A 25,444-nucleotide genomic window follows, 5' to 3' on the forward strand; every position below is an offset into this window, starting at 1 on the left:
CAACGTGTCCAAGCGCATCGAGGTCGACGGCCTCAACGTCTACTACTCGAAGTTCAAGGCGGTCGAGGGTGTCGACATCACCATCGAGCCCCGCACCGTCACCGCCTTCATCGGCCCGTCCGGCTGCGGCAAGTCCACCTTCCTCCGCACCCTGAACCGCATGCACGAGGTCATCCCCGGCGCATGGGTCGAGGGCTCGGTCAAGATCGACGGCGACGACCTGTACGGCCCCGGGGTCGACCCGGTGCTCGTCCGTCGCCAGGTCGGCATGGTCTTCCAGCGTCCGAACCCGTTCCCGACGATGTCCATCAAGGACAACGTGCTCGCGGGCGTGAAGCTCAACAACAAGCGCGTCTCGAAGTCCGAGGCCGACGAGATCGTCGAGCGCTCCCTGCAGGGCGCGAACCTGTGGAACGAGGTCAAGGACCGCCTCGACAAGCCCGGCATGGGCCTGTCCGGTGGACAGCAGCAGCGTCTCTGCATCGCCCGCGCCATCGCGGTGCAGCCCGACGTGCTGCTGATGGACGAGCCCTGCTCGGCGCTCGACCCGATCTCCACCCTGGCCATCGAGGACCTGATCGAGGAGCTCAAGAAGGAGTTCACGATCGTCATCGTCACGCACAACATGCAGCAGGCCTCGCGCGTCAGCGACAAGACGGCCTTCTTCAACATCGCCGGCACCGGTGCGCCGGGCAAGCTCATCGAGTTCGACGACACCGCGACGATGTTCTCGAACCCGTCCGTCCAGGCCACCGAGGACTACGTCTCGGGTCGCTTCGGTTGATCGCTGTCAGTCCGTCGGCCTGACGGACGACCGGGAGGCCCGGTGCACGTCCGCCACGGACGCGCACCGGGCCTTCGTGGTCGCGCTGGGTGCAGGGCTGGCGGGGTTGGGTGCCGCACGGCGTGGGTGGGTGCGTGCGTGCGCATGTTCCGACGATCCACGCGTCGATCGCCTCGTGGTTCGTCGCTCGATGCGCACGCAGACGTTGCGTGCGCATGTTCCGACGTTCCACGCGTCGATCGTCTCGTGGAACGACGGAAGGTGCCCACGCATCGATCGCGTGGGCACCTTCCGGGAGGGTCAGGCCGAGGTGGTCGGGACCGCCATGATCGGCGTCGTGGTCGGCTGCTCCGAACCACCGGCCGGCTCGACCGTCATGCCGATCGTCGCACCGTCGGACATCGAGCCCTTCAGCACGGCCGAGTGCACGCCGTCGGCAACGCCGTCGACCAGACCGGCCGACTTGATCGTGCCGCCCTCGTTCTCGGAGCCGATGTACCAGAGCTCGTACGTCTTGCCCATCGGTGCCTGGGCGACACCGTCGAGGATGACCGCGGACTTGCCGAGGTCGCTCGACCACACGACCGTGGCCGTGCCGCCGCCCTCGACCTTGGTGGTGCTGCGCTGGAAGTCCGACGCCGCGTAGATGCGGTCGAGGCCGCTCGACGCCTGCGTGGTGCCGGTGCCCGGTCCGTCGGCTGGGCCGTTCGCGACGCCGACCCCCAGGCCGACACCGAGGAAGACCACGGCGACCGCAGCAGCACTGGTGAGCATGGCTGCCGGACGCTGGAACCAGCGGCGGCGGGCCTCGGAGGTCGCCCGACCACCGGTGGTGGAGCCGTCGGCGATCGAGGCGACGTGCCTGGCGGGCTCGGGACGGGCCTCCTGGACGGAGGTGGTCTCGGCGACCGAGGTCTGGTCGACCGCCGTGTCGGCCAGTGGTGCAGCCTGCGGGGTCGTGGCGATCTGGGCCAGCAGCGACGCGCGGAGCGACGTCGGGGGCTCGATCGGCGCGGCGGCGAAGGCCAGCTGCAGCGCGGTCTCGCGCAGCGAGTCGGCCTCGGCCTGGAGTTCGGGCGACGTCGTGAGGACGTCCTCGAGGAGCATGCGCTCATCGTCGGACAGCGCGTCGAGTGCGTAGGAACCCGTCAGCAGGGCGGGGTCGTCGTGTCGTTCGGTCATGAGGTCACCCCCATCTCGTCTCGGAGTCGGATCATCCCGTCACGGAGACGGGTCTTGACGGTGCCGATGGGGACACCGAGTTGTTCGGCCATCTCGCTGTGCGAGAAGCCTCCGTAGTACGCGAGCTGCACGGCCTGCCGTTGGAACTCGGTCAGTTTGGCCAGTGCCCGGCCGACCCGTTCGTGTTCGATGCGGATCTCGACCGACTCGGACACCTGGTCGAAACCGGACTCGAGGTCGCGGATACCGATCTTCGTGTCCCGGTCGTGCGAGGCCTGCGACGCCCGGACCCGGTCCACCGCTCGGCGGTGCGCCATGGTCAGGACCCAGCTGGAGGCGGTCCCGCGCTTCCGGTCGAACCGGGTGGCCTGTTGCCAGACTTCGAGGAAGACCTCCTGCGTGACCTCTTCGGACTGAGCGCGGTCCCGGAGGAGCCGCGTCACGAGTCCGAGGACCCGGCCGGAGAGGACGTCGTAGAGGTCCGCGAAGGCGGCTTGGTCACCGGAGGCAACCCGCGCCAAGAGGTCGTCCGGCGATGCCTGGGCTGGCTCTGACGAGCTCCAGCGTTCGGTGTCGCTATCCACGAGGGCAAGCATTGCAGGTTTCCCTCCTCTCGGGTGCTTCGGCGACCGGTTGTGGCCGTTCTGTCAGGGGTGCTGCGTGGCGCTGGTGGTGCTGTGCTGCGGTCCCGCCCCGGGTAGGACGGAGCCGCCGCGTGGTGCGGTCGAGACGAGAGGCCAGCGTGACCCACAGGGAATTGACCGGCGGATACCGGTCCGGGTCACGCCGGGCCCCTCGCGTTCGTGACGGTCATCAAGTCCGTCACGCTGATGATTCGGCGCGGTGCCCGTGGTGGATTGGATCGGATGCCGAGAAGTTGTGGAGACGCCGCGACCGGCCGTCTGCCGGGCACGCCCGGGTCCGGATCTGTCCACCGAGAGTGAACAGGGCAGCGGACTCAGCCGACGCGTCGTAGAGTTGACGTCGCCGGGCCGCAGCAAGCCCCGGGCTCCAAAATTCGCCGCTTCGAGCGGCCTCGCGCCGAGAGGCGCTTCTGCGGCCCGGTTCTTCTCTGCCCTGCGGCGTTCTGCCTTCCGCGTTCTGCCGGGAGGCCCGGTGCGGGTCCGGCGCGTTCGCTCGCTAGTCCAGGCTCTCGCGACGCCAGAGCGCCGCCGCCTCGGTCAGGTCGGCCGCCAGTTCCGTGAGACGGAGCGCCCGCCGCGTCAGTTCGCTCGCGCGGCCGGTCGCGGTCAGGTCGGAGTCGTCCGCCACCGCAGTCGCACCGGCCGCGGTGAGCCGGCAGAACGCCGCCCCACGGTCGAGCGCCACGGCGAAGTCGCCCGTGTACAGCCCGTGCAGGATGCGGTCCGCCAGGGTGAGGATCTCGGCAGGACCGGTCGGCTGTTCCGCCCCCGCGACGGCCTGGTCGATCGTGCCGATGCGCTCGGTGCCGCGCTGGAAGAAGTACGCGATCTCCTCCGGGTTCTGCCGGATCACCGTGCGGACGAGGTACACCCGCCACAGGGCACCCGGCAGGGTGTGCGCACCCACCCGAGCCCAGAGTTCGGCGATCGCGTCGATGCCGTGCACGTCCGTGTAGGTGACGAGCCGCTCGACCACAGCGGGGTCCGGGTCCTGACGCACCCGGTGCAGCAGCGCGTTCGCGGTCTCGTGCGCGACACGGTTCACGACGGCCGGGTCCTCGCCGCCCTGGATCGCGGCGAACTCGGCATCGGTGAAGTGGACAGGACGGTGGTGATCGCGAGGCACCGCGTCAGTGTAGGCACGGCCGGTGACACGCCCGCCCTCCGTTCGCCCAGAACGCAACGGCAGCGCCGCGGGTACGGTGTCTCGTCGGGAGGCGCTCCTCCCGAACGTGAAGGAGAGGACTCCCCATGAACCCGTTGCTCATCATCCTGGCCGTCATCGCGGTCATCCTGCTGTTCGTCGGTGGCTTCACCGCGAGCCTCAAGTTCCTGCTGTGGGTCGGCATCGTGCTGCTCATCGTGGCCGTCGTCCTGTGGCTGCTGCGGACGCTCACCGGGCGCCGCGGCTGACCGGCGACACCAGGTTCTTCCCAGAGGCCCTCACCCGCTAGCCTTGCGGGTGAGGGCCTCTAGCTCAGTTGGTAGAGCACCGGACTTTTAATCCGAGGGTCGTGGGTTCGAGCCCCACGGGGCCCACACTCTCCTGAACGCCGGCTTTTCATCCGAGGGTCGTGGGTTCGAGCCCCACGGGGCCCACACTCTCCTGAACGCCGGCTTTTCATCCGAGGGTCGTGGGTTCGAGCCCCACGGGGCCCACACTCTCCTGAACGCCGGCTTCCCATCCGAGGGTCGTGGGTTCGAGCCCCACGGGGCCCACAGACATGTCCAGTCCAGCGCGCTCGTCAGGCGGACGCCCCGCCAGCGGCGATGCGGATCGCGTTGGACAGGAGCGCCCCGGCAGTGGCGCCGGTCGCCACGGTGGGGTGCACGCCGTCAGCATCGGCGGCTCCGGTCGCGTACGTTCCGTCGAGGCGACGGACCGGGAACCAGGGATCGACCAGCAGCCAGCCGTTGTCGGCGGTGAAGCGTGCCAGGTCGCGGTTGTGGGCGAAGCCGCCGGCGGCGCGGTCGATGTGGTCGGCGCCGTAGTCCGTGAGGTTCGACGGCGCGACCTGCGCGACGACGACGTGGTCGGCGCCCACGATGCCGACGATCGCGGCGATGTTGGCGCGGATCGTCGACCGGCCCACACCGAGGCGGATGTCGTTCGTCCCCACCATGACGACGAGGACGTCCGCGTCGACGGGCGCGGCGGCGTTGCGGACCGTCGCCGACGTCGCACCGCTGATCCCGACGCCCGCGACGAGCCGCAGGTCCGTCCCGGTCAGGAACCGAGTCCACGAGAACGAGTTCTCCGGGTTGGTGATGCTGTCGCCGGCGTAGGTGACGGTCGTCACGGGGCCTCCCAGGGTCGGTGTCAGGTGCGAGCCCGATCAGCAAACCACGATCGGCGGCTCGGACCGCGCGCGCTCGCCCGCGTTCGAGGACACTCCTTCACCGGTCAGCAGGCGTCCGGACCGTGCCGCGTAGAATCCCGGCCGTGGCCCGACGAACCGACGGCGGATGGCCGGACGGTCCCCGTTCGTTGCCGCGCAGACGACGACGCAAGAGGCGACGGCTCCTGCCAGCCGTCGCCCTGAGCGCGATGGCACTCGGCGTCGGCGGGTTCCTCGTCATGCTGCCGGCGGTGTCCGATGCGTGCCTGACGATCCCGGCGACGTCGACCGTCTCGGCTTCCCGGGTGTCGTCGGCCATGGCCCGAGGCGCGGAGGTGCTCATCGTGGGCGACTCGTACACCGTCGGCCGCGGCTCGTCCGACGGCGTGCACGGGTGGGCGCAGGACCTCGCGACGGAGCGCGGCTGGGACGCCACCATCGACGGTGTCGCCGGGAGCGGCTACGTGAACACCGGGAGGTCGCACTCCCCACCATGACCTACCGTGCGCGGATCGAGCAGAACGCATCGCTCGACCCCCGGCTGGTCATCGTGCAGGGCAGCCAGAACGACTGGCTGGTGAGCGCGTCGACACTCGAGGAACGTGTCGAGCAGGCACTGCGGACGGCGAAGCAGCAGTGGCCCGATGCGGTCGTCGTCGCGATCGGGCCGTCGGCCCCGCAGCCCCGTGCGGAGACCACCGTCGCCATCTCGGCGGCGGTCGCAGCCGGCGCTCGGGACGCCGGCGTGCCGTTCGTGGACGCGGTCGACCGGCAGTGGTTCACGGCGATGAACAGCGGCAGCTACGCGGCGGGCGACGGGCAGCACCTCAACGACGACGGCTACCGGTACCTGGCCGACAAGATCGACGGCGCGCTCGAACAGCTCGCCAGCGCTGACCCGTCCGACCGCTGCTCCTGACTGCCTGATCGGCGAGCACCCGATCAGTACACCGGGGGACAAGTCGCCCCCAGCTGGCTCATGGCAGATCCCCTGCACACATCAGCCTGCGCACAGCCGACTGTTGGGCTGCCGCCGATAGTGTCGTTCCCGGATCCGATCACCGGATCCTGCAGCACCGCACCACCACGAACGAACGGGGTACACCGTGATCGAGCCCATCGAAGCCACGCAGACCAGCAGCACCGGGGACGCGCGCCGCATCGTCGAGCTCGCCGCAGCGACCAACACGACGATGAGCAACGAGCTCCTGCTCGACACCCTCCGTCGCAACGCGCAGGTCACGACCCGGCACATCCGCAAGGACTTCATCGAGGTCGCGACGGCCACCGCGGTGCTCGGCTACGTGTGCCGACAGCGCAAGGACTTCATCGCCCTGCGCGGGGACGACCCGGCCTGGGCGCACGAGGTCGGCCGGTACGCCAGCGAGTCCCTCGCGGTCGAGGCACTCCGCATGCGCCGCGGCTGAGCAGCAGCTCCGCAGGCCGACGGAGAAGGCCCCGCCGGACGTCCGGCGGGGCCTTCTCCGTGCAGCCGAGTGATCAGGACCAGACGCGGCGGATGCCCCAGGTACCCGTCCAGGTCTCGTCGGGCTCGAGCCAGCGCAGACCCTCGCCGGAGTTCAGTGCGTTGGCCGGAGCGGTCATCGGCTCGACCGCCACGGCCAGGCCCTTGGCGTTGCCGCGGGGGTACTCCCGCGAGGTGAACACCTGCACGTACGGGAACGACGTGTCCTGCCAGAGCTGCACGCCGTCACCCTCGGGGCCGTGCAAGGTCGTGTGGCGGACACCGTCGGCGTCCGGGGTGATGTCCGAGTACGCGGTGTCGAGATCGGCGTCACCGGCACGCTGCCCCCGCCGCAGGTCGAACGAAGTGCCCTCCACCGACACGGAACCGTTCGGCACCTTCTGCTCGTCGACGGTGAAGGCGGTGGCGGCGTCGAGGGTGACCACGAGGTCCTCTGCGGGGGTGTCACCGGCGCGCAGGTACGGGTGCGCACCCACGGCGAAGGGCGCGCGGGCTCCGGAACGGTTCGTGATCTCGTGGGTCACCTGGATGCCGTCGTCGACGAGCTCGTGGTGCACGCGGGTCTCGAGGGTGAACGGCCAGCCGTGCTGCGGGTGGATCGTCGCTTCCTGCACGATGCCGGTCTCGGTCTGCGACACCACGCGGTACGGCGCGAAGCGGAGCAGTCCGTGCGAGGCGTTGCCGTACTTCGGCTCCGAGACGTCCAGCTGCTGTCGTTTGCCGTCGAGCTCCCAGACCCCTCCGGCGACGCGGTTCGGCCACGGCACGAGCACGATGCCGTTGGCGCCCGGCGGCTGCTCGGTGACGGGGAACGGCTCGGTCAGGTCGAAGCCGGCGACGCGGAGTTCTCGGATGCCGGCGGCGACCTCGGTCACGACGGCCTCGACGACGCCGTCCGGTCCGGCGTGGTGCAGGCGGTACTGGCCACCGGTGGGTGCTGCGGTCATGGGGTGTGGTTCCTTCCGGCTGTGTCCTCGCCGTCGGCGACGACGACCTCGACGCCGGCCGCCCGGATCGTGGCGACCGCGTCGGCTTCGGCCTCGGCGGTGACGACGACGTCGATGTCCTCGAGCGCGCGGACGACCCCGATGTGGGCCCGGCCGAACTTCGACCCGTCCGCGACCACGACCGTACGCCGAGCGGTGGCCGCGAGCACCCGCTTCGCCTCGGTCTCGGGCAGGTTGACGTTGGTCAGGCCGTGCGCGACGTCGACACCGGTGCCGCCGAGGAACACGACGTCAGCGGCGATCACCGGCAACAGGGTGTTGTTGAACGGCGCGACGAGCGAGTGCTGGAGCGGTCGGAGGGTGCCGCCGGTGACGATCACGGTGAACCGCGGCACGGCTCGCTCGAGGGCCAGGGCGGTCGTCAGCGAGTTCGTGACCACGGTGACGTCGGACAGCTCCGTGCGCGCGACGAGCGCCTCGGCGACCGCGGCCGGGGTGGTACCGACGTCGAGCACGACGCACTCGCCGGAGCGCACGAGCGCTGCGGCCGCGCGGCCGATGGCGGCCTTGGCCACCTGGTGCTCGACCGCGGTCTCCTCGAAGGGGCGTTCGGTGGACCCAGCCCCGAGGCGGACCGCTCCCCGTGCACCCGGCGGATCCGGGCCTCCTGGTCGAGGACCGCGAGGTCCTGCCGGACCGTCACCTCACTCGTGCCGAGCGACGCGGCCAGCGCGGCGGTCCGGACCATGCCGGGTGCGCCCTCGACGATGGAGACGATGCGGTCCTGTCGCAGCGGTGCTGGTAGCGATCCAGCCAGGAAGGAGAGGTCGTCGTCGGTCACGGCTCTAGTTTCGCTTGCTTCCGAAGACTTTCGCAACGCTTCGGATCGGCGCTAGGCTGTTCCGGTGATCACCAAGCGCGTGACGAAGCTCGCGGACGGCCGCGACCTGTTCTACTTCGACGATGCGGACAGCACCCTGCCCGCTGAGCGTGCCATCGACGAGCGTGCGCTCGACCCTCGGCCCGAGACCGCGCGGATGCGCCAGGACGTCCTGACCGGCGAGTGGGTCTCCATCGCCGCGAGCCGGCAGAACCGTGCGTTCCTGCCGCCGGCAGACCAGGACCCGCTCGCGCCGCAGACACCGCAGAACCCGTCGGAGATCCCGAGCACCTACGACGTCGCCGTGTTCGAGAACCGGTCACCGTCGTTCGGTCCGGCGCTCGAGGCCGATGACGCACCCGGATCGCTCGACTCGCTCAGCGACGTCGGCCTGAACCGGCAGCTGCGCAGCGTCGGCCGGTGCGAGGTCGTGTGCTTCTCCCCCGCGACCGAGGGGTCCTTCGCGTCGATCTCCGAGTCGCGTGCCCGCACCGTGGTCGAGGCCTGGGCGGACCGCACCGCCGCGCTCTCCGCCATGCCCGGCATCCAGCAGGTCTTCCCGTTCGAGAACCGCGGCGAAGCGATCGGCGTCACGCTGCACCACCCGCACGGGCAGATCTACTCGTACCCGTACATCGCGCCCCGCACGCAGCGCCTGCTCGACTCGATCGAGCGCTTCGGACCGGACCTGTTCGAGCAGCACCTGGCGAACGAGCGGGCCTCGGACCGGGTCGTGCTGCAGGGCGAGCACTTCACGGCGTTCGTGCCGTTCGCCGCACGCTGGCCCGTCGAGATCCACATGCTGCCGCACCGCCACGTCCCCGACTTCGCCGATCTGACCGAAGCCGAGAAGGACGAACTGGCCCACATGCACCTGCGCCTGACGCGGGGCATCGACAAGCTCTACGACGACCCGACCCCGTACATCGCCGCGTGGCACCAGGCGCCGGTGCACGTCGGGCGGGACACCGTGCGGCTCATGCTGCAGATCACGTCGCCGCGTCGGGCGGCGGACAAGTTGAAGTTCCTGGCCGGCAGTGAAGCCGCCATGGGCGCCTGGATCGGGGACCTCGTGCCCGAGAAGGCAGCCGAGTTCATCCGACAGGGAATCGAGCGAGCATGACGTTCCAGCAGGTCTACGGGTACGAGCCGTCGGTGCGGTACTCCGCCCCCGGCCGGGTCAACCTGATCGGTGAGCACACCGACTACAACGACGGGTACGTCCTGCCGTTCGCGATCGACCGGCGCACCACCGCGTCGATCGCTCTGCGGCCGGACCGTCTACTGCGCGTCTCGTCCGCGTTCGACGCCGGCACCGTGCTCGAGCTGTCGCTCGACGACCTCGACCCGTCGAACATGACCGGCTGGTCGGCGTACGTCCTCGGGATCGCCTGGGCGCTCCGCGAGCAGGCCGGCGCGGACCTGTCCGACAAGACCGGATTCGACATCTTCATCGACTCCGACGTCCCCGTCGGCGCGGGCCTGTCCTCCAGCGCAGCGATCGAGTGCGGCGTCGCACTCGCCTTCAACGACCTGTGGGAGCTCGGCCTCGACCGCAAGACCCTGGCGCGCGTCGGCCAGTACTCCGAGAACCACGCCGTCGGTGCGCCCACGGGGATCATGGACCAGTCCGCCTCCCTGCTCGGCGAGCAGGACGCCGTCGTGTTCCTGGACTGCCGCACGCTCGACACCGCCGTGGTCGACCTGGCGCTCGAGGCGAACGGTCTCGAGGTCCTGGTCATCGACACCCGGGTCGAGCACGCCCACGCCACCGGTGGGTACGCAGCGCGTCGGGCCTCGTGCGAGAAGGGTGCGCAGGTGCTCGGTGTCGAGGCCCTGCGTGACCTGAGCGTCGACGACCTGCCCCGTGCGCAGGAGCTGCTCGACGACGAGACCTTCCGCCGCGTGCGCCACGTCGTGACCGAGGACCAGCGCGTCCTCGACACCGTCCGGACGCTGCGCGAACAGGGTCCGCGAGCGATCGGTTCGCTGCTCGTCGCGTCGCACGAGTCGATGCGCGACGACTTCGAGATCTCCGTGCCGGAGCTCGACCTGGCCGTCGCGACCGCGGTCGAGCACGGTGCCGTCGGTGCGCGGATGACCGGTGGCGGGTTCGGCGGTGCAGCGATCGCGTTGGTCGACCAGGAATCGCGTGGTGCGATCACCGAGGCCGTCACCGCCGCCTTCGCCGAGGTCGGCTACCGCGAGCCGAACGTCTTCACGGTGCACGCCGCGCAGGGCGCCCGCCGCGACTGAGCCCTGCGCCGAGTCTCGGGCGGGCGCGCGCGAGACTCGGGCTGGGCGACGGTCCTCGCGGCGCAGCCTCCGAGAACGGTCGCCTACCGCGAGACTCGGGGCAGCGCAGCCGAGACTCGGGCGTCAGCGCGTCATGTGCCCCGTGGTGACGGTGACGCCGCCCCACGGAAAGCCGTGCGGGTGCAGCACCTCGTGCTGCACCTGGTCCATCACGACCTGGCTCTGCCACACCGTGTAGACCAGCACGCCGACGACGATGCACACCGGGACGGCCAGGTACGCCGAGTACCGGACGATGTCGCCGAGGGCGCGGTGCCCGGAGCGCGCGAGCGTCGGCGGCAGGACGATCCCGACGACGACCACGAGCAGCAGCAGTGCGAGTGCGGCCGGCGCGACGTGCCCCTCGACCTGCACCGTGACCGGCGCGGTCTCGAGGACCTTGCCGCCGTTGTCGATCCAGTTGTCGTCTGCGTCGACCCCGCCGTACCCCGACGACGTGCTCCAGAGCACCAGGTTCGGGGACAGCACCAGTGCGACGATCCCGACGAGTGCGAGTCCCCACGCACGCGGACGCAGTTTCCGACCGGCATGCGACATCACGGGCGTGGTCTGGACGTTCTCCCCCATGCGGCGACCGTAGCACTGGGGCCGGCTCCGCACCCGTCCCCAGAACGCGCGGGGCGGGGGCGAGCCGCGCCTCCCGGCCGTCTCTGGACGCAACAGCCCCGGCAAAGCGACAGAATCCCGCGAACTGTTCGCGGGATTCTGTCGCTTTGGCGGTACGAACGGACGGCGGTACGAACCGACGGCGGTACGAACGGACGGCGGTACGAACCGACGGCGGTACGAACGGACGCCGGTACGAACGGACGCCGGTACGGACCGACGGCAGTACGGACGGACGCCAGCAGGCCCGCGCGCCGCACGGCCGGCCGCACCTACTTCAGGTGGCGCTCCGCAGCCTCGACCACGTTCTTCATGAGCATCGCGCGGGTCATCGGCCCGACGCCGCCGGGCACCGGCGACATGAACCCAGCCACGGACGCGACAGCGGGGTCGACGTCCCCGTGCAGTTTCGCCTTGCCCGTCTCGTCGTTCACGACGCGGGTGATGCCCACGTCGATCACGGCCGCGCCGGGCTGCACCCAGTCCGGCTTGACGAGCCCGGCGACCCCGGCTGCCGCGATGACGATGTCGGCGCGACGGCACTCCGCGGCGACGTCCGCCGTCAGGGAGTGGGTCAGGGTGGCGGTGGCCTCGAGCCGGGTGAGCAGCAGACCGAGCGGCCTGCCGACCGTCAGGCCCTGCCCGATGATCGTGACGTGCGCGCCGCGGATCGGGATGTCGTACGCCTCGAGCATCGCGACGATGCCCCGCGGGGTGCAGGGCAGGGGCGCGTCGATCGTGCCGGCGCCACCGGGCACGGCGAGCACGAGCTCACCGAGGTTCGTCGGGTGCAGGCCGTCGGCGTCCTTCGACGGGTCCATCAGCTCGAGCATCGGCGTCGGGTCGATGCCCTCCGGCAGCGGGAGCTGCACGATGAACGCCGTGACCCGGGGGTCGTCGTTCATCTGCAGGATCGCGGCACGGATGTCCGCGGCGGACGCCGTCGCGGGCAGGTCGATGCGGTGCGAGTCGAGCCCGATCTGCGCCGAGTCGCGGTGCTTGCCCGCGACGTAGGACAGCGAACCCGGGTTCTCGCCGACGAGGATCGTGCCGAGCCCCGGACGGATGCCGTGCTCGCGCAGCCGGTCGATGCGGCCGCGCAGTTCGTCGAGGGTCCGGGCGGCGAGGGCGGTGCCGTCGATGCGGACGGCAGTGCCCTCACCGGCCCAGTGCTCGCGCGGGAGCGCAGCAGCCACAGAACCGCTCACGCGTACAGCGGGAACGCGTCGGTCAGGGTCTTCACCCGGGCCGAGAGCGCTGCGATGTCCGGGTTCGGCATGAGGGTCAGCGCGATGATGTCCGCGACCTCGGTGAACTCGGCGTCGCCGAAGCCACGCGTGGCGAGCGCCGACGTGCCGATGCGGACACCCGAGGTGACCATCGGCGGACGCGGGTCGAACGGCACGGAGTTGCGGTTCACGGTGATGCCGACCTCGTGCAGCAGGTCTTCGGCCTGCTTGCCGTCGACCTCGGAGGTGCGCAGGTCGACCAGCACCAAGTGCACGTCGGTGCCACCGGTCAGGACGTCGATGCCGGCCGCGCGGGCGTCCGGCTGCGTGAGCCGATCCGCGAGCAAGCGGGCACCGCGGATGGTGCGCTCCTGGCGGGCCTTGAACTCCGGGGTGCCGGCGAGCAGGAACGCGGTGGCCTTGGCGGCGATCACGTGCATGAGCGGGCCACCCTGCTGACCCGGGAAGACCGCGGAGTTCAGCTTCTTGAACAGCGTCTCGTCGTTGGACAGGATGATGCCCGAGCGGGGGCCGCCGAGGGTCTTGTGCACGGTCGACGAGACGACGTGGGCGTGCGGGACCGGGGACGGGTGCAGACCGGCGGCGACGAGGCCGGCGAAGTGCGCCATGTCGACCCAGAGCTTCGCGCCGACCTCGTCCGCGATCTCGCGGAACTTCGCGAAGTCGAGCTGGCGCGGGTACGCGGACCAGCCAGCGATGAGGACCTTCGGCTGGTGCTCGATGGCCTTCGCGCGGATGTCGTCGTAGTCGACCTCGAACGTCTCGGGGTCGACGCCGTACGCGACGGCGTTGTAGATGCGGCCGGAGAAGTTGAGCTTCATGCCGTGGGTCAGGTGACCGCCGTGCGCGAGCTCGAGGCCGAGGATCGTGTCGCCGGCCGACGCGATGGCGTGCAGGACGGCCGCGTTCGCGGTCGCACCCGAGTGCGGCTGCACGTTGGCGTACTCGGCACCGAAGAGCGCCTTGGCACGGTCGATGGCGAGCTGCTCGGCGACGTCGACGTACTCGCAGCCGCCGTAGTAGCGCTTGCCCGGGTAGCCCTCGGCGTACTTGTTGGTGAGGACGGAGCCCTGGGACTCGAGCACGGCACGCGGCACGAAGTTCTCGGACGCGATCATCTCGAGGGTGTCGCGCTGACGGCCGAGCTCCTGCTGCAGGACGGCGGCGATCTCGGGGTCGACCTCGGTGAGCGGGGCGTTGAAGGCTGCGCGGTCGGTGTCGACGGAGCCGTCGACGGCGGGCAGATCGGTGATGGACACGGTTCTCCTACGTGGGTTGGCGACGACCGGTGAGGTCGCGCACGGACGATCGGTCGGTGCAGCCCAGGCGTACGGCCGCGCACCGTGTCAGGTGTCGCTCCCCGATGGTGACCCATCCAACGCCAGTCGCGACGTGACGATCGTACCGAGCCGCCCGCCCTGTGTCACCCTGGATGCATGACGCTGACCTCGCCCGACGTGGACGAACGGACCACCCCGGACGAACGCACCAGTGCGCGCGCGGACACCCCGTGGGTCACCGTCGTGTGGGACGACCCGGTGAACCTGATGTCGTACGTCACCTACGTCTTCCAGCAGCACTTCGGCTTCGGACGCGAGAAGGCGGAGCGACTCATGCACCAGGTCGACACCGAGGGTCGGGCCATCGTGGCGACGGGTCCGCGCGAGGCGATGGAGGCCCACGTCCAGTCGATGCACGGCTACGGCCTGCAGGCGACCGTCGACAAGGCCCCCGAAGCGTGATCCCCTTCGTCCGCCGGGCCGACGGCGTCCACCTCGGCATGTCCTCCGGCGAGCGCGGGTTGCTCACGTCCCTGACCGAGCAGCTGCGCCAGGTGCTCGACGGCGACCTGACGGCGGACCCGGTGGCGGCACGGATGTTCCCGGACGCCTACCCGGACGACGACGACGCCAGCGCGGAGTTCCGGAAGTACACGCAGTCGGACCTGCTGGCGCAGAAGACCACGAACGCGACGACCGTGCACGAGTGGCTGACGGGGGCCGCGACGGCGCCCTCGACCCCGAGGACGAGCAGGCCTGGCTCCGCACCCTGACCGACCTTCGGCTGACGATCGCCGACCGCCTCGGGATCGTCGACGCCGACGACGACGAGCGTTCCGTCGAGGCCGACGCGGGCGTCGGCCTGCGCGACGTCTACGACTGGCTCGGCTACGTGCAGGAGCACCTGATCACGACGATGACCGACCCGCGGTGACGGTCGCCTTCCGCGCGACCACCGAGGACGACCGGGAGGCCCTGCTCGCGTTCTCGACGTCGGAACCGGTCGCGTGGATCGGTCCGGACCGGTACCGTGCCGAGTCCGGCACGGACAACTACCGCCCGGGGTGGTCGTGGCTGGCCGTGCGCGACGGACGCCCGGTGGCACGAGCGCTCTGGTGGGGCGCGGCGGACGCCGCGGTGCCGTCGACCCTCGACGACCTGCTGGTGGCTCCGGAGGTGACCGAGGACGAGCGGGTGGCGATCGCTGCCGGGCTGATCACGGCGGGGACCGCTGCGTTCGGGCCGCGACCGGAGTGGATCGTCGACGTCGCGGTGGACTGGCACGACGATCCCGAGGCCGTCGCCGCGGTGTCGTGGCGCACGGCGGCCGCCCGCTCGGCGGGGCTCGGACGGTCGACGGAGCGGGTGAGTGTGGCGTGGACGCCGGATCGCGAGCTGCCGGCGCCGTCCTCGCTGCGCTTCCGGTCCGGTGGCGACGACGAGTTCGGGGACCTGTTCGCCCGCGTCGCGGTCGGGAGCCTCGACGCCCACACCGTTGCGTCGGTGGACGAACTCGGCCGGCGGGGCGCCGCCGCCGACGACCTCGAGTTCTACCGCTCACTGCCGGGGTCGCGCGCCGGCTGGCGGGTGGCGCTCGACGCCGACGGGTTGGTGGTCGGGTTCGTCCTGGCGACGCGGACGGCGTACGACGCGGCGATCAGCTTCATCGGCGTGCTGCCGCAGCACCGTGGGCGCGGTGTGGTCGACGGGCTGCTCGCCGAGGGGCTGCGCGTGCACGCCGAGGCCGGGGAGCCGAAGGTGGTCGGCACGACGGACGCGGCGAACACCCCGATGCGCCGGGCGTTCGAACGGGCCGGCTTCGTGGTGGCGAAGCGCCGCATCGTGTTCGAGCGCTGAGCCTGCGTCACCCGAGCAGGTCGTCGCGGTGCGCCCGAGCCCAGTCGGCCAGGCCACGGGGCGCTGCACCCGTGATCCGCAGCACGTCGTCGCTCATCACGTCCACGCCGTCGAGGCCGTGTCGCACCACCCGGCCGAACTGCTGCCGGAGTCCCTCGGCCTGCCACGCCGGCACGCCGCTCAGTCGCAGCACGCCGGCGTACACCCGGCTCGGCAGGTGGAGTGCCCGCACCGGACGCCCGAGCCCGGCGGCGAGCGCGGCGGCGACCCCGCGAGCGTCGAGCAGGTCCGGGCCGGTGAGTACGGGCTCGGTACCGTCGTGGCCGTCGCTCATCAGCACACGCGCAGCCGACCGGGCGATGTCCTCGGTGTCGATCCAGCCGATCACGCCGCGGCCCGTTGTGTGCGGGAACCACCCGCGACGGATCGCGGGCGCCGACGGGATCACGTTCGTCATGAACGACGACGGGTGCAGGATCGTCCACGCCAGACCACTGTCGCGTACCGAGCGGTCGGTGTGCCAGGCAGCGCTGGCCCACGGCATCGGCGATTGCTCGGCAGCGTCCCCGCCGGACAGGTGCACGATGCGGCGCACGCCAGCTCGTTGCGCCGCTCGGACCCCGACTGCGCCCTGCTCGGCCTGCTGCGGGCTGACCGGGGTGACGAGGAAGAACCGGTCGACCCCGTCGAGCGCGGCGGTCAGGGTGGCCACGTCGTCGAGGTCGGCGCGGCGCGCGTCGATCCCCCGGGCACGGAGCGCCGTGACCTGCTCCGGTCGGCGGACGATCGCGCGCACCGGAACGCCCATCCGCCGGAGTTCGTCCACCGTCTTGCCACCGACGTCTCCGGTCGCCCCGGTCACCGCCACGATCTCGCTCATGCGCACTCCTCCGTCAGTATCAGCTTTCTGATACCCGACCCTACGCCGGTACGATCGGCTCGTGCCCCAGGAACCCGCAGCTCCACGCGCCGACGTCGACGGGATCGTGGCGTGGACCGTGATCCGCGCGGCCCGGACGCTCTCACGGAGACTGGCGGTCGACCTGGCACCACTCGGACTCACGCCCGTCGAGTTCGGGGTGCTCATCCAGCTCGCCGCCGCGGGCGAGCTCAGCCAGGCCGACCTCGCTCGCGCCGTCGGCGTGCGGCCGCAGAGCATGACGACGCTCGTCGGCGGATTGTCGACGCGGGGACTCGTCGAGCGGGGCGCCGCGCCGGGCCGGGGACGGGCCTCCCGGATGCACCTGACGCCGGAAGGTGACGCGCTGCTGGCGCGCGCCCATCCCGTGGTGTCCGCGAGCAACGCGTGGTTCGGCAGCCTCGGCGACCAGGTCAACGAGGCACTGCACCCACTGCTCGGGCCGGAGGACCTGAGTGACGACAGCGCAGCTGTCCCGTGACCCACACCAGAAGGACAACTTGCAAGTCATCCTGTTGAGGCGTAGCGTCCGAGCGTGACCGACGCACCCGAGACCGACGCGACCGACCTCGCCGACGCCGTCCTCACGATGCACGGCCGACTCCGACGGTCGCTGCTCGCCTCGAAGGCCGACGAGGTCACCGCGTCACAGACCGCCGCCCTCGGCCGGTTGCTGCGGTACGGCCCCGCCACCGTGGCCGACCTCGCGCGCGCCGAGGGCGTCCGGCCGCAGTCGATGGGCGCGACCGTGCAGGCCCTCGTCGACCTCGGCCTCGCCGAGCGCCAGGCGGACCCGACCGACGGGCGCCGGTCGATCATCAGCGCGACCGACGCCGGTGCCGCAGCACGACAGGCCACCTGGGCCACCCGGAACCGTGAGCTCGCCGATCGACTGACCACGCTGTCCGAGGCGGACCGCCGCGTCGTCGCACGCGCGATGGCGGTGCTCGGGCCGATCGTCGACCCCTGAACCGAGAGAGAAGCCACACCACGTCCACCACCGCCCCCAGCCCACGATCGATGACACCACCAGCGGCTTCGGCCCGAAGCTCCTCATCCCGGTGCTCGTCGGGCCGCTGCTCAACCCGATCAACACCACGATGGTGTCCGTCGCGCTCACGCCGATCTCCCGCGACCTGGGGATCGGCGCGGCGCAGGCGATCTGGCTCGTCGCCGCCCTGTACCTGGCGAGTGCGATCGCGCAGCCGACGATGGGCAAGCTCGCCGACCGCTTCGGCCCGAAGAAGGTGTTCCTGACCGGGCTCGTGATCGTCGGCGTCGCCGGGGTGGTGCCCGAGTTCCTGACCGGCTTCGGCGGCGCGGTGTTCGCCCGCGTGCTCATCGGCATCGGGACCTCGTCCGCGTACCCGGCGGCACTCACCACCCTGCGACAGCACTCGGCACGGATCGGGAAGCCGACCCCGCCGCTCGTGCTCGGGGCACTGTCGATCACCTCGCTCGTGTCGGCGGCGGCCGGGCCTCCGCTCGGCGGCGCGCTGATCGCCGCGTTCGGCTGGCACGCGATCTTCCTGGTGAACGTGCCCCTGGCGGCGTTCGGCATCGTCGTGGCGTCGATGTGGCTGCCGTCCGACCGTCTCCGTCCCCGTGACGACGAGGACCTGCCCGTCCTGCAGGCGCTCGACCCGTTCGGCATGCTGCTCATGACGGGCACCGTCTCCGCGCTGCTCGTGTTCCTGCTCGACCTGTCCGCCGGGCTGTGGTGGCTGCTCGCGGTGGCGATCGTGCTGCTCGTCGGTCTGGTGCTCTGGGAGCTGCGGGCGGTCCGGCCGTTCGTGGACGTCCGGATGCTCGCGCAGAACGGCGCGCTGTCCCGCACCTACATGCGGCTGTTCCTGACCTACCTGCTCGCGTACACGATGACCTACGGGTTCTCGCAGTGGGTGCAGGACGTCGCCGGGTACTCGAGCGACGTCGCCGGGTACATCCAGCTGCCCGCCGCGATCGTGGCCGGCGTCGCGTCGTTCGTCGTCGCCCGGAAGACCGCCGTGCGCGGACCCCTGATCGTCGCGGCCGTCGTGCCGATCGTCGGCGGAGCACTCCTGCTCTTCCTGCACACCGGGTCGCCGGTCGTGCTGCTCGCCCTGGCGCCGGCACTGTTCGGCGTCCCGCAGGCCCTGGCGTCGGTGTCGAACCAGGCGGCGCTGTACCGGCTCGTGCCCGCGTCGTACATCGGCACCGCGGCTGGGCTGTCCCGCACGGCGGTGTACATCGGGGCGATCGGGGCCTCGTCGCTCATCGGTGGAGTGTTCGGCCAGGCCCCGACCACCCCGGACCTGCACGTGCTGGCGTGGGTGATCCTCGGCGTCGCGGTGCTCCTGACGGTCCTGACCCTGGCCGATCGCCGCCTCCGCTCCGCCACCACGCCCGCTTCGTGAGCAGGAATGGTCGGGTCGGGTGACGGCACTCGACCTCTTCTGCTCACGAAGCACCACGCTCGCCGCGCCCGGTACCCTGATCCGGTGACCGACCCGACCCCCACGCACTGGACCCTGACGCTCGTCTGCGACGACCAGCCCGGGATCGTGCACGCCGTCTCCGGAGCGGTCGTCGCCGCCAACGGCAACATCACCGAGTCGCAGCAGTTCTCGAGCGTCGACACGAACACGTTCTTCATGCGCCTGCAGGTCATGGCGCCGGTGGACCGCGCGACCTTCGAGGCGGCCCTCGCCCCCGTCGCCGCCCGCTACGACGCCCGCGTCCAGCTCGACGTCGTCGGTCGCCCGCTGCGCACCCTCGTCCTCGTGTCGAAGGCCGGCCACTGCCTCAACGACCTGCTCTACCGGCAGCGCGGCGGGCAGCTGCCGATCGAGGTCCCCCTCGTGCTGTCCAACCACCCGGACCTGTCCGAGCTCGCGTCGTTCTACTCGGTGCCGTTCGAGCACCGGCCCGTCACCGACGCGGACAGCAAGGCGGCCATGGAGCGCCGTGTCCTCGAGGCGGTCGAGGAGCACGACATCGAACTCGTCGTGCTCGCCCGCTACATGCAGATCCTGTCGCCGGAGCTCTGCGCGGCGCTCGAGGGGCGTGCGGTCAACATCCACCACTCGTTCCTGCCCGGCTTCAAGGGCGCGAACCCCTACCGCCAGGCGCACGCCCGGGGCGTGAAGCTCATCGGCGCGACGGCCCACTTCGTCACGAGCGACCTCGACGAGGGCCCGATCATCGAGCAGAACGTCGTCCGTGTCGACCACACGAAGGACCCCGCCGAGCTGGTCTCCATCGGCCAGGACGAAGAGTCCCGCACCCTCACCCAGGCGGTGCGCTGGATCGCCGAGGACCGCGTCCTGCTCGACGGCGCCCGCACCATCATCTTCAAGTAGGCAGCACCATGACGAACGCCCCGCAGTCCCCCGTCGACTGGGAAGCAGTCCCAGGCCCATCCCCCGCCGGCAAGCAGCGACGGCCGTTCGATGCCTGGCGCGTGCTCCGCGTCCTGGTCTGCACGTTCGGTCTGCTCTCCCTGGCGTTCTGGGGCTACTGGTCGTGGCAGCTCCCCCTGCCCGGGTACGTGTTCATGGTCGGCGCCCCACTGTTCGCGGCCGTCGTCTGGTACTTCTTCCGCTCGCCGGCGTCGCCGATCGAGACCGACATCGTCGGCAAGACGATCGTCGAGGTCGCGTTGGTCATCGCCGCGGGCGCGACCTGGATCTCCATCGGCCACCCGGTCGTGGGCTTCGTCTTCATCGTGATCGCCGCCCTGAGCGGCGTGATCGCGTTCCGCAGGGAGACCGCATGACCGCCACGGGCCTCCAGGCCGGCCGGGAGGCCCGGCGCACCCTGGTGCGCGCATCCCGCGTCGTCGACGCGGCCGGGTCCACGGCGGACGGCTGGGTCCTGCTCGCCGGTGCCGTGGTGCACGCGGTCGGCTCCGGCCCCGAAGCCCCAGCGGCGGACCAGGTCGTCGACCTGGGCGACGCCGTCCTGACGCCCGGGTTCACCGACCTGCACGGGCACGGCGGTGCGACCGAGTCCTACGAGGACGACTCCTTCGCCGAGTCGCTGGCCGTGCACCGGGCGCACGGCACGACCCGGTCGGTCCTGTCCCTCGTCGCGAACCCGGTCCCCACCCTCGCGGACTCGCTCGCGCGGATCCGTTCCGTGATGGCGACCGACCCGCTCGTGCTCGGCGTGCACCTGGAGGGGCCGTTCCTGTCCCCGCACAACAAGGGCGCCCACAACGAGTCGTTCCTCATCGACCCGTCACCCGCAGCGGTCGACGCACTGCTCGAGGCCGGCGAGGGCGTCATCCGCCAGGTCACCATCGCGCCGGAACTGCCGGGCGCGCTCGACGCCGTCCGCCGGTTCGTCGCCGCCGGGGTCACCGTCGCCGTCGGCCACACCGTCGGCACCTACGTCCAGGCCCGTGCCGCGTTCGACGCCGGTGCGACGCTGCTGACCCACGCGTTCAACGCGATGCCAGGGCTGCACCACCGCGGGCCGGGGCCGATCGGTGCCGCGGTGGCCGACGACCGTGTGACGCTCGAGCTCATCCTCGACGCCGTGCACGTGCACCCGGTCGTCGCGGACACCCTGCTCCGCGCTGCCCCGGGCCGGGTGGCACTCATCACCGACGCCATGGGCGCCGCGGGCGCTGCCGACGGCTCGTACCGACTGGGATCGCTCGACGTCACCGTGACGGACGGCGTCGCGCACGTCGCCGGGACCGACACCATCGCGGGGTCGACGTTGACGCAGGACGTGGCGTTGCGGAACGCGGTCTCGCTCGCCGGACGGACGCTGCCCGAGGCCGTCGCGGCGCTGACGAGCGTGCCGGCCGGGGCGCTGGGGCTCGGCGACCGACTGGGACGGCTCGCGCCGGGCTACGCGGCCGACCTCGTGGCGCTGTCACCGGCGCTCGAGGTGCAGCGGGTGTGGGGCGGCGGGCGCGAGCTGCGCTGATCAGCGCCGGACGAGTGCTCCCACGACGAGCCGGAGCAGCAGGGCGACCGCGCCGACCACGGCGACGGCGCACCCGATGACGACGACGATCACGAGTCAGGCGAGGGCGTGCGCCTCGGTTTCGTCCTCGCGGACGCCGATGTACGACGCCCCGACGAACACGAAGACCGCCGCGACGAGCAGCAGCACGCCGATCCAGGTCATGGCGCGGAGCGCGGCCGGTGCTGGTACCCGGTCGCGGTCGGCCGGCGACGCTGGTCGGGCCTTGGCGCCCTCGGTCTCCCAGTCGGCGAGTTCGGTCATCGTGGTCCCCCTCTGTCGCAGATCACGCCCCGGAAGGCTCTGCGTGCTGGCTGTTCCGTCGACGCTGCAGCAACAGGATCGCGGTGGTCAGGACGAGCGTGATGCCGATGAGCCAGATCGGTGCGCCCGGGTGCAGCTGCGTCGTGGCGAGATCGGCGCCCGAGCCCGCGGTTGCCTCCACCATGCCCGGGACGGCGACGGATCCGCCGGTGCTGACCGCGAGCGTGGTGACGACCATGGCGCTGAGCAGGATGACGACTGCGGCGCTGATCGCGGCACGCACGACGGCGAGACCGGTCTTGAGAGCAGTCATGATTTGCGGTTCCTTCCGGAGACGATGACTGGCGCCCGGACCGGCGCCTCGAGAAGCACGTCCGATCGCTGTGTCCTCGCTGGTTCAGCTGACCGACCGGGCTCTCTCGCAGCGTAGAACCGTACGGCACAGTGCGTCAACGGCAATGTATGAATTGCAAATACTGACCGCATTTGAGTGCTCGCAAGCGCCGTACCCTGGCTCCCGTGGCAGGGGGAAGCACGAAGGCACAGCCGGACCAGCGCAGACGACGACCGCGGAAGCGTCGCCCTCGCAAGCCACTGACGTGGGCCCGGTTCTGGCGAGGCCTCCGGACGTACGCACGCGACACCTGGGCGCGCTGGTTCACGATCATCGGCGGCCTCGCCATCCTGCTGACGGTGTTCCATCTGCCCGGCGACGTGTCCTCGCTCCGGCAGAACACCGACCTCCAGCAGCGCGGCCGAACGGCGCAAGCGGTCGTCGTCGAAGTCAGGCACGAGCACCACAGCGGATACCGGGGCGGCTCCTGGGACGAGTACTGGCCGGTGACCGAGCAGACCGTCGACGGCGACGTGTTCACGGCTTCGCTGCGCCGGTACTCCACGCGTGATCCCGATGTCTACGAGCGTGGGCGCCGCATCGAGGTGCTCTACGATCCCGACCACCACTGGACGGTCGCGCTTGCAGGAGCTGATGCTCGCGCCGCCCTGGAGCGACAGGTGCGGAGCGCGAGCACGGTCGGAGCGGTCGGCCTCGCCCTCGTGGCCGTCGGCCTGCCGGTCGACCTGCGCCGCGCGCGACGGAAGCGTCGGCGCGCGGAGATGGCGCGGCCGCTCGGCACCGCGCGGCGCAGACCCAGCCGCTGACCGCACCGCCAGAGGGCGAGACCCCGATGTGTCCGGCCCGACTCAGCGGTCGATCGGGCGCCCTTGCTGCCCGGTCGCCCACGTCGTGTCCGCGGTGTCCCCGACCCGGAGCGACAGCGTCCCACCGCGCGTCACGAAGGACGCCGGCACCCACGACTTCTCGAGGGTTCGCCCGTTCAACCGCGCATCGTGCACGTACGGCGCCGTGCCGGAGGACCGCACGACGATCCGCTCCCCGCTCGACCGCCGGATGTCGACCGTGCTGAACGTGGGGCTCCCGATGAGCATCTCCGCCCGCCCCGGCGTCTGCGGGAACAACCCGATCGACGCGAACACGTACCAGGCGCTCATCGTGCCCAGGTCGTCGTTGCCCGGCAGGCCGCGCGGCCCGGTCGTGTAGGCGTCGTCGACGACCCGGCGCACGGTCTCCTGCGTCTTCCACGGCTTGCCGAGCGCGTTGTACATCCACGGCGTGTGGATGTCGGGTTCGTTGGTCGGGTCGAACTTCGTGGCGTCGCCGCCGGTCACCGCGAACGCGCCGGTGCTGTCGTGGAAGAACGCGTCGAGTCGCGCGACCGCCGCGTCGTCCCCACCCAGCGCGGCCGACAGCCCCTGCACGTCCTGCGGCACGAGCCACGTGTACTGCGCGCTCGTCCCCTGCGCGAACCCGGTGCCGGTCGAGGGCGACCAGTCGGGCGTCCACGATCCATCCGCCTGGCGAGCGGCCTGGTAGCCGACGGCCGCGTTGAACGTGTTCTTCCAGGAGGTCCCGCGCTCCGCGAACACCCGGGCGTCGGAGCGCAGCCCGAGGGAACCCGCCCAGTAGCCGAGCGCACTGTCGGAGATCGAGTCCTCGAGCGTCTCGGCAGCACCGCCCCAGCACGAGCAGTCGTCGTTCGCGGCGTACTGGCGCTGCAGGTACTCGTCGAGCGCCGGGCGTTGCGCCAGGCACTGGCCCGGGCACCCGATGTCGCTCTCGGCGTCGGCGTTCTCGACGGTCGCCTGGTGCTCCAGCGAGGCGTAGGCGGCTCGCACGTCGAAGTTCCGGACCCCCATCGCGTACCAGGTGGCGAGGGTCGCGGCCGAGGGGTCACCCGTCATCACGTGCGTCGGCGCCCCGAGGTGGAGCCAGCGATCCCACACCCCGCCGTTCTGCTGGGCGAACCGCAGCATCGACTGCGCCATGTCCCCGGCGACGTCCGGCCGCAGCAGTGCGAGCAGTTGGATCTGCGCCCGGTACTGGTCCCACCCGGAGTACGTGCCGTAGACGGCGCGGTGCCCTCGGTCCATGCGGTGCACCCGCTGGTCCGGCCCCAGGTAGCGGCCGTCGCGGTCGTTCAACGTGTTCGGCTGCATGAGCGCGTGGTACACGGACGTGTACAGCTGGGTGGTCCGGTCCGCGGTGCCGCCTCCGACGCGCAGACGCGACAGTTCGCGGTTCCAGGAGGCCCGTGTGCCGGCCGCCACGCTGGCGACGGTGGAGCGCTGGGTCACCTCGCCGTCGCGGTTCGCGATCGCTCCTGCGGCGCTCACGTACGAGATGCCGATCTTCGCGTGCACCGTCGCACCGCGACGCGCGTCGAACCCGACCCACGCGCCGGAGCCGCGTCCGGCACGGTCGGCGCCGGTCAGGTAGCCCTCCCCACCGGATGAGGACGTGCCTCCCGGTCGGACCGTGCCGTCCTGCCAGGTGCCGGTGCTCGTGAAGGCCTTGTCGAAGGTGGCCGTGAAGAAGAGGCGGTAGTAGCTGCGCCGGTCGGGGTTGGTGGCCCCGCCGCCGTTCGCCCGGCGGCTGCAGAAGCCGCCGGTCAGGACGCTGCCGCTGACGGTGCGGGTGCGCGCGTCGACGCGGGTGGTCGCGGCCTCGCTGCCGTTGATCGAGTTCGAGGTGCGGAAGAGCAGGTTCGCTGCCTTCCCGGCGGGGAACGCGAACTCGCCGACGCCCGCGCGGGTGGTGACGGCGAGGTCCGTGCGGACGCCGTTGTCGAGGGCGACGCTGTACCGACCGGGGCTCGCGGACTCGTCGTCGTGCGAGTAGCCGGCGGCGTAGACCGCGTCGGTGGAGTCGGCCGACGGCGACGTCGTGATCGGGGTCGTGACCGGCATGATCGGGACGTCGCCCGCGGCTCCCGGTGCGCAGCCCGCGCCGTTCAGGTGCGTCAGGCTGAAGCCGCGCAACCGGTCCACGTCGTACGAGTAGCCGTTCGCGACCGGGGTCGAGGTCTGGTCACCCGCGGTGCCCGTGGGGCTCCACTGGAGCATGCCGAACGGCGCGGTCGCGCCCGGCCAGGTGTTGCCGTCGCCGCTCGTGCCGATGAACGGGTCGACGTACCGGGCGGGATCGGAGACCGTGCGGCCCGCCCGCACTGCCTGTCCCGAGGGCGAGGCGACGGCCGGAGCGGCGACGATCCCCGTCCCCAGCAGTGCGGCGATCGTGGCCGCCGCGGCGAGCGGGAGCGGACGGACGAGCGGGCGACGGTGCACGCGGGAACGGTTCACGTCGGCGACGCTAGCCCCCTCGGACGGGGGACGCGCGATCCGTCACCGAGCGGCCTCCCGCTGTTCACCAC

At 71.3% G+C, this 25,444-nt stretch carries 29 protein-coding genes, 1 tRNA gene, 2 pseudogenes and 1 riboswitch; of the genes and pseudogenes, 18 read left to right on the forward strand and 14 right to left on the reverse strand.

Features of this window, described 5'->3' with window-relative positions; genetic code table 11:
* Positions 1 to 4: 4 nt before the first annotated feature.
* Positions 5 to 784, forward strand: a complete 780-nt coding sequence (pstB, locus tag JN350_RS00765; RefSeq protein ID WP_205463243.1) for a phosphate ABC transporter ATP-binding protein PstB — start codon at positions 5 to 7, stop codon at positions 782 to 784.
* A 300-nt stretch (positions 785 to 1,084) separates the two neighbouring features.
* Here pstB and JN350_RS00770 read toward each other — a convergent pair whose 3' ends face one another.
* From JN350_RS00770 to JN350_RS00780, 3 genes are all read right to left on the reverse strand, one after another.
* Complete coding sequence (locus JN350_RS00770; RefSeq protein ID WP_205463244.1) at positions 1,085 to 1,966, reverse strand: anti-sigma factor; 882 nt, start codon at positions 1,964 to 1,966, stop codon at positions 1,085 to 1,087.
* Positions 1,963 to 2,562, reverse strand: a complete 600-nt coding sequence (gene sigK / locus JN350_RS00775) for an ECF RNA polymerase sigma factor SigK (RefSeq protein ID WP_123293272.1) — start codon at positions 2,560 to 2,562, stop codon at positions 1,963 to 1,965. The genes JN350_RS00770 and sigK overlap by 4 nt, the downstream gene beginning before the upstream one ends.
* A 544-nt stretch (positions 2,563 to 3,106) precedes the next feature.
* Complete coding sequence (locus tag JN350_RS00780; RefSeq protein ID WP_173168866.1) at positions 3,107 to 3,736, reverse strand: DNA-directed RNA polymerase subunit beta; 630 nt, start codon at positions 3,734 to 3,736, stop codon at positions 3,107 to 3,109.
* 125 nt (positions 3,737 to 3,861) lie between these two features.
* Here JN350_RS00780 and JN350_RS00785 point away from each other — a divergent pair, with 125 nt between their 5' ends.
* Both JN350_RS00785 and JN350_RS00790 read left to right on the forward strand, forming a co-directional pair.
* Complete coding sequence (locus JN350_RS00785) at positions 3,862 to 4,023, forward strand: DUF2207 domain-containing protein (RefSeq protein WP_146249745.1); 162 nt, start codon at positions 3,862 to 3,864, stop codon at positions 4,021 to 4,023.
* A gap of 53 nt (positions 4,024 to 4,076) precedes the next feature.
* Positions 4,077 to 4,149: transfer RNA gene (locus tag JN350_RS00790), tRNA-Lys, on the forward strand.
* Positions 4,150 to 4,355: 206 nt separating this feature from the next.
* Here the strand turns inward: JN350_RS00790 and JN350_RS00795 are convergent.
* Entirely contained in the window at positions 4,356 to 4,910 is a 555-nt protein-coding gene (locus JN350_RS00795) for an SGNH/GDSL hydrolase family protein (RefSeq protein ID WP_205463245.1), read from the reverse strand.
* A gap of 143 nt (positions 4,911 to 5,053) precedes the next feature.
* Here JN350_RS00795 and JN350_RS00800 point away from each other — a divergent pair, with 143 nt between their 5' ends.
* The 3 genes from JN350_RS00800 to JN350_RS00810 all read left to right on the forward strand — a co-directional run bounded on the left by JN350_RS00800 (position 5,054) and on the right by JN350_RS00810 (position 6,376).
* The gene (locus tag JN350_RS00800) at positions 5,054 to 5,446 is read left to right on the forward strand and encodes a hypothetical protein (RefSeq protein WP_205463246.1); all 393 of its coding nucleotides are present in this window, start codon (positions 5,054 to 5,056) and stop codon (positions 5,444 to 5,446) included.
* A complete protein-coding gene (locus JN350_RS00805) occupies positions 5,443 to 5,868 on the forward strand; it encodes an SGNH/GDSL hydrolase family protein (RefSeq protein WP_205463247.1) in 426 nt (141 codons plus the stop codon). Before JN350_RS00800 ends, JN350_RS00805 begins: the two co-directional genes overlap by 4 nt.
* Before the next feature lie 187 nt (positions 5,869 to 6,055).
* Complete coding sequence (locus tag JN350_RS00810) at positions 6,056 to 6,376, forward strand: hypothetical protein (RefSeq protein ID WP_111085292.1); 321 nt, start codon at positions 6,056 to 6,058, stop codon at positions 6,374 to 6,376.
* Between the two features lie 73 nt (positions 6,377 to 6,449).
* On the opposite strand, the gene JN350_RS00815 is transcribed toward JN350_RS00810, so the two are convergent.
* The 3 genes and pseudogenes from JN350_RS00815 to JN350_RS18770 all read right to left on the reverse strand — a co-directional run.
* Positions 6,450 to 7,382 (reverse strand): aldose 1-epimerase family protein, encoded by a 933-nt coding sequence (locus tag JN350_RS00815; RefSeq protein ID WP_205463248.1) that lies wholly within the window; start codon positions 7,380 to 7,382, stop codon positions 6,450 to 6,452.
* Positions 7,379 to 7,957 (reverse strand): DeoR/GlpR family DNA-binding transcription regulator, encoded by a 579-nt coding sequence (locus tag JN350_RS00820; protein ID WP_240347459.1) that lies wholly within the window; start codon positions 7,955 to 7,957, stop codon positions 7,379 to 7,381. Before JN350_RS00820 ends, JN350_RS00815 begins: the two co-directional genes overlap by 4 nt.
* Positions 7,958 to 8,082: 125 nt before the next feature.
* Positions 8,083 to 8,130 (reverse strand): annotated as a pseudogene (locus JN350_RS18770) (hypothetical protein); the annotation flags it as partial.
* A 157-nt stretch (positions 8,131 to 8,287) separates the two neighbouring features.
* On the opposite strand from JN350_RS18770, the gene galT reads away from it, so the two are divergent.
* Entirely contained in the window at positions 8,288 to 9,385 is a 1,098-nt protein-coding gene (gene galT / locus JN350_RS00825; protein ID WP_205463249.1) for a galactose-1-phosphate uridylyltransferase, read from the forward strand.
* On the forward strand, positions 9,382 to 10,518 hold the full coding sequence (gene galK, locus JN350_RS00830; protein ID WP_205463250.1) for a galactokinase: 1,137 nt from the start codon (positions 9,382 to 9,384) through the stop codon (positions 10,516 to 10,518). The genes galT and galK overlap by 4 nt, the downstream gene beginning before the upstream one ends.
* 123 nt (positions 10,519 to 10,641) lie before the next feature.
* On the opposite strand, the gene JN350_RS00835 is transcribed toward galK, so the two are convergent.
* The 3 genes from JN350_RS00835 to glyA all read right to left on the reverse strand — a co-directional run bounded on the left by JN350_RS00835 (position 10,642) and on the right by glyA (position 13,693).
* On the reverse strand, positions 10,642 to 11,145 hold the full coding sequence (locus JN350_RS00835; protein ID WP_205463251.1) for a hypothetical protein: 504 nt from the start codon (positions 11,143 to 11,145) through the stop codon (positions 10,642 to 10,644).
* Positions 11,146 to 11,456: 311 nt separating this feature from the next.
* On the reverse strand, positions 11,457 to 12,392 hold the full coding sequence (locus tag JN350_RS00840) for a bifunctional 5,10-methylenetetrahydrofolate dehydrogenase/5,10-methenyltetrahydrofolate cyclohydrolase (protein WP_461963415.1): 936 nt from the start codon (positions 12,390 to 12,392) through the stop codon (positions 11,457 to 11,459).
* Positions 12,389 to 13,693 (reverse strand): serine hydroxymethyltransferase, encoded by a 1,305-nt coding sequence (glyA, locus tag JN350_RS00845; RefSeq protein WP_404559717.1) that lies wholly within the window; start codon positions 13,691 to 13,693, stop codon positions 12,389 to 12,391. The genes JN350_RS00840 and glyA overlap by 4 nt, the downstream gene beginning before the upstream one ends.
* Before the next feature lie 54 nt (positions 13,694 to 13,747).
* Positions 13,748 to 13,833: riboswitch (ZMP/ZTP riboswitch) on the reverse strand.
* A 37-nt stretch (positions 13,834 to 13,870) separates the two neighbouring features.
* Here glyA and clpS point away from each other — a divergent pair.
* The 3 genes and pseudogenes from clpS to JN350_RS00865 all read left to right on the forward strand — a co-directional run bounded on the left by clpS (position 13,871) and on the right by JN350_RS00865 (position 15,571).
* Positions 13,871 to 14,176 (forward strand): ATP-dependent Clp protease adapter ClpS, encoded by a 306-nt coding sequence (gene clpS, locus JN350_RS00850; protein WP_205463252.1) that lies wholly within the window; start codon positions 13,871 to 13,873, stop codon positions 14,174 to 14,176.
* Between the two features lie 38 nt (positions 14,177 to 14,214).
* Positions 14,215 to 14,648, forward strand: a pseudogene (locus JN350_RS20415) (DUF2017 family protein).
* A complete protein-coding gene (locus tag JN350_RS00865) occupies positions 14,645 to 15,571 on the forward strand; it encodes a GNAT family N-acetyltransferase (RefSeq protein ID WP_205463255.1) in 927 nt (308 codons plus the stop codon). Before JN350_RS20415 ends, JN350_RS00865 begins: the two are co-directional and overlap by 4 nt.
* 7 nt (positions 15,572 to 15,578) lie before the next feature.
* On the opposite strand, the gene JN350_RS00870 is transcribed toward JN350_RS00865, so the two are convergent.
* Positions 15,579 to 16,451, reverse strand: coding sequence for an NAD(P)H-binding protein (locus JN350_RS00870; protein ID WP_205463256.1), 873 nt, complete (start codon positions 16,449 to 16,451; stop codon positions 15,579 to 15,581).
* A gap of 61 nt (positions 16,452 to 16,512) precedes the next feature.
* Between JN350_RS00870 and JN350_RS00875 the strand changes: the two genes are divergently transcribed.
* The 6 genes from JN350_RS00875 to nagA all read left to right on the forward strand — a co-directional run bounded on the left by JN350_RS00875 (position 16,513) and on the right by nagA (position 21,410).
* Positions 16,513 to 16,971 carry a MarR family winged helix-turn-helix transcriptional regulator gene (locus JN350_RS00875; RefSeq protein WP_205463257.1) on the forward strand — a complete coding sequence of 153 codons (459 nt, stop codon included), beginning with the start codon at positions 16,513 to 16,515 and terminating at the stop codon, positions 16,969 to 16,971.
* A 54-nt stretch (positions 16,972 to 17,025) separates the two neighbouring features.
* Positions 17,026 to 17,460 (forward strand): MarR family winged helix-turn-helix transcriptional regulator, encoded by a 435-nt coding sequence (locus JN350_RS00880; RefSeq protein ID WP_205463258.1) that lies wholly within the window; start codon positions 17,026 to 17,028, stop codon positions 17,458 to 17,460.
* A 91-nt stretch (positions 17,461 to 17,551) separates the two neighbouring features.
* Complete coding sequence (locus JN350_RS00885) at positions 17,552 to 18,886, forward strand: MFS transporter (protein WP_205463259.1); 1,335 nt, start codon at positions 17,552 to 17,554, stop codon at positions 18,884 to 18,886.
* A gap of 39 nt (positions 18,887 to 18,925) precedes the next feature.
* Positions 18,926 to 19,831 (forward strand): formyltetrahydrofolate deformylase, encoded by a 906-nt coding sequence (purU, locus tag JN350_RS00890; RefSeq protein WP_461964338.1) that lies wholly within the window; start codon positions 18,926 to 18,928, stop codon positions 19,829 to 19,831.
* 8 nt (positions 19,832 to 19,839) lie between these two features.
* Entirely contained in the window at positions 19,840 to 20,247 is a 408-nt protein-coding gene (locus JN350_RS00895) for a YrdB family protein (protein WP_205463261.1), read from the forward strand.
* Positions 20,244 to 21,410, forward strand: coding sequence for an N-acetylglucosamine-6-phosphate deacetylase (nagA, locus tag JN350_RS00900; RefSeq protein ID WP_205463262.1), 1,167 nt, complete (start codon positions 20,244 to 20,246; stop codon positions 21,408 to 21,410). Before JN350_RS00895 ends, nagA begins: the two co-directional genes overlap by 4 nt.
* A 96-nt stretch (positions 21,411 to 21,506) precedes the next feature.
* Here the strand turns inward: nagA and JN350_RS00905 are convergent, their stop codons facing one another.
* Both JN350_RS00905 and JN350_RS00910 read right to left on the reverse strand, forming a co-directional pair.
* On the reverse strand, positions 21,507 to 21,713 hold the full coding sequence (locus JN350_RS00905; RefSeq protein ID WP_205463263.1) for a hypothetical protein: 207 nt from the start codon (positions 21,711 to 21,713) through the stop codon (positions 21,507 to 21,509).
* A gap of 22 nt (positions 21,714 to 21,735) precedes the next feature.
* Complete coding sequence (locus JN350_RS00910) at positions 21,736 to 22,026, reverse strand: hypothetical protein (protein WP_205463264.1); 291 nt, start codon at positions 22,024 to 22,026, stop codon at positions 21,736 to 21,738.
* A 206-nt stretch (positions 22,027 to 22,232) separates the two neighbouring features.
* Here JN350_RS00910 and JN350_RS00915 point away from each other — a divergent pair, with 206 nt between their 5' ends.
* Positions 22,233 to 22,874 carry a DUF3592 domain-containing protein gene (locus JN350_RS00915; protein WP_205463265.1) on the forward strand — a complete coding sequence of 214 codons (642 nt, stop codon included), beginning with the start codon at positions 22,233 to 22,235 and terminating at the stop codon, positions 22,872 to 22,874.
* A gap of 42 nt (positions 22,875 to 22,916) precedes the next feature.
* On the opposite strand, the gene JN350_RS00920 is transcribed toward JN350_RS00915, so the two are convergent.
* Positions 22,917 to 25,373, reverse strand: a complete 2,457-nt coding sequence (locus JN350_RS00920; RefSeq protein WP_240347460.1) for a GH92 family glycosyl hydrolase — start codon at positions 25,371 to 25,373, stop codon at positions 22,917 to 22,919.
* Positions 25,374 to 25,444 lie beyond the last annotated feature (71 nt).

Origin of the sequence: Curtobacterium sp. 24E2 (assembly GCF_016925595.1) — a bacterium.
Lineage (GTDB): Bacteria > Actinomycetota > Actinomycetes > Actinomycetales > Microbacteriaceae > Curtobacterium.

Coding starts and splice junctions, on each gene's coding strand:
- JN350_RS00770 (WP_205463244.1), bottom strand. CDS start 1,966: ATGACCGAACGACACGACGACCCCGCCCTGCTGACGGGTTCCTACGCA.
- sigK (WP_123293272.1), bottom strand. CDS start 2,562: ATGCTTGCCCTCGTGGATAGCGACACCGAACGCTGGAGCTCGTCAGAG.
- JN350_RS00785 (WP_146249745.1), top strand. CDS start 3,862: ATGAACCCGTTGCTCATCATCCTGGCCGTCATCGCGGTCATCCTGCTG.
- JN350_RS00805 (WP_205463247.1), top strand. CDS start 5,443: ATGACCTACCGTGCGCGGATCGAGCAGAACGCATCGCTCGACCCCCGG.
- JN350_RS00815 (WP_205463248.1), bottom strand. CDS start 7,382: ATGACCGCAGCACCCACCGGTGGCCAGTACCGCCTGCACCACGCCGGA.
- galK (WP_205463250.1), top strand. CDS start 9,382: ATGACGTTCCAGCAGGTCTACGGGTACGAGCCGTCGGTGCGGTACTCC.
- JN350_RS00835 (WP_205463251.1), bottom strand. CDS start 11,145: ATGGGGGAGAACGTCCAGACCACGCCCGTGATGTCGCATGCCGGTCGG.
- clpS (WP_205463252.1), top strand. CDS start 13,871: ATGACGCTGACCTCGCCCGACGTGGACGAACGGACCACCCCGGACGAA.
- JN350_RS00870 (WP_205463256.1), bottom strand. CDS start 16,451: ATGAGCGAGATCGTGGCGGTGACCGGGGCGACCGGAGACGTCGGTGGC.
- JN350_RS00895 (WP_205463261.1), top strand. CDS start 19,840: ATGACGAACGCCCCGCAGTCCCCCGTCGACTGGGAAGCAGTCCCAGGC.
- nagA (WP_205463262.1), top strand. CDS start 20,244: ATGACCGCCACGGGCCTCCAGGCCGGCCGGGAGGCCCGGCGCACCCTG.
- JN350_RS00905 (WP_205463263.1), bottom strand. CDS start 21,713: ATGACCGAACTCGCCGACTGGGAGACCGAGGGCGCCAAGGCCCGACCA.
- JN350_RS00910 (WP_205463264.1), bottom strand. CDS start 22,026: ATGACTGCTCTCAAGACCGGTCTCGCCGTCGTGCGTGCCGCGATCAGC.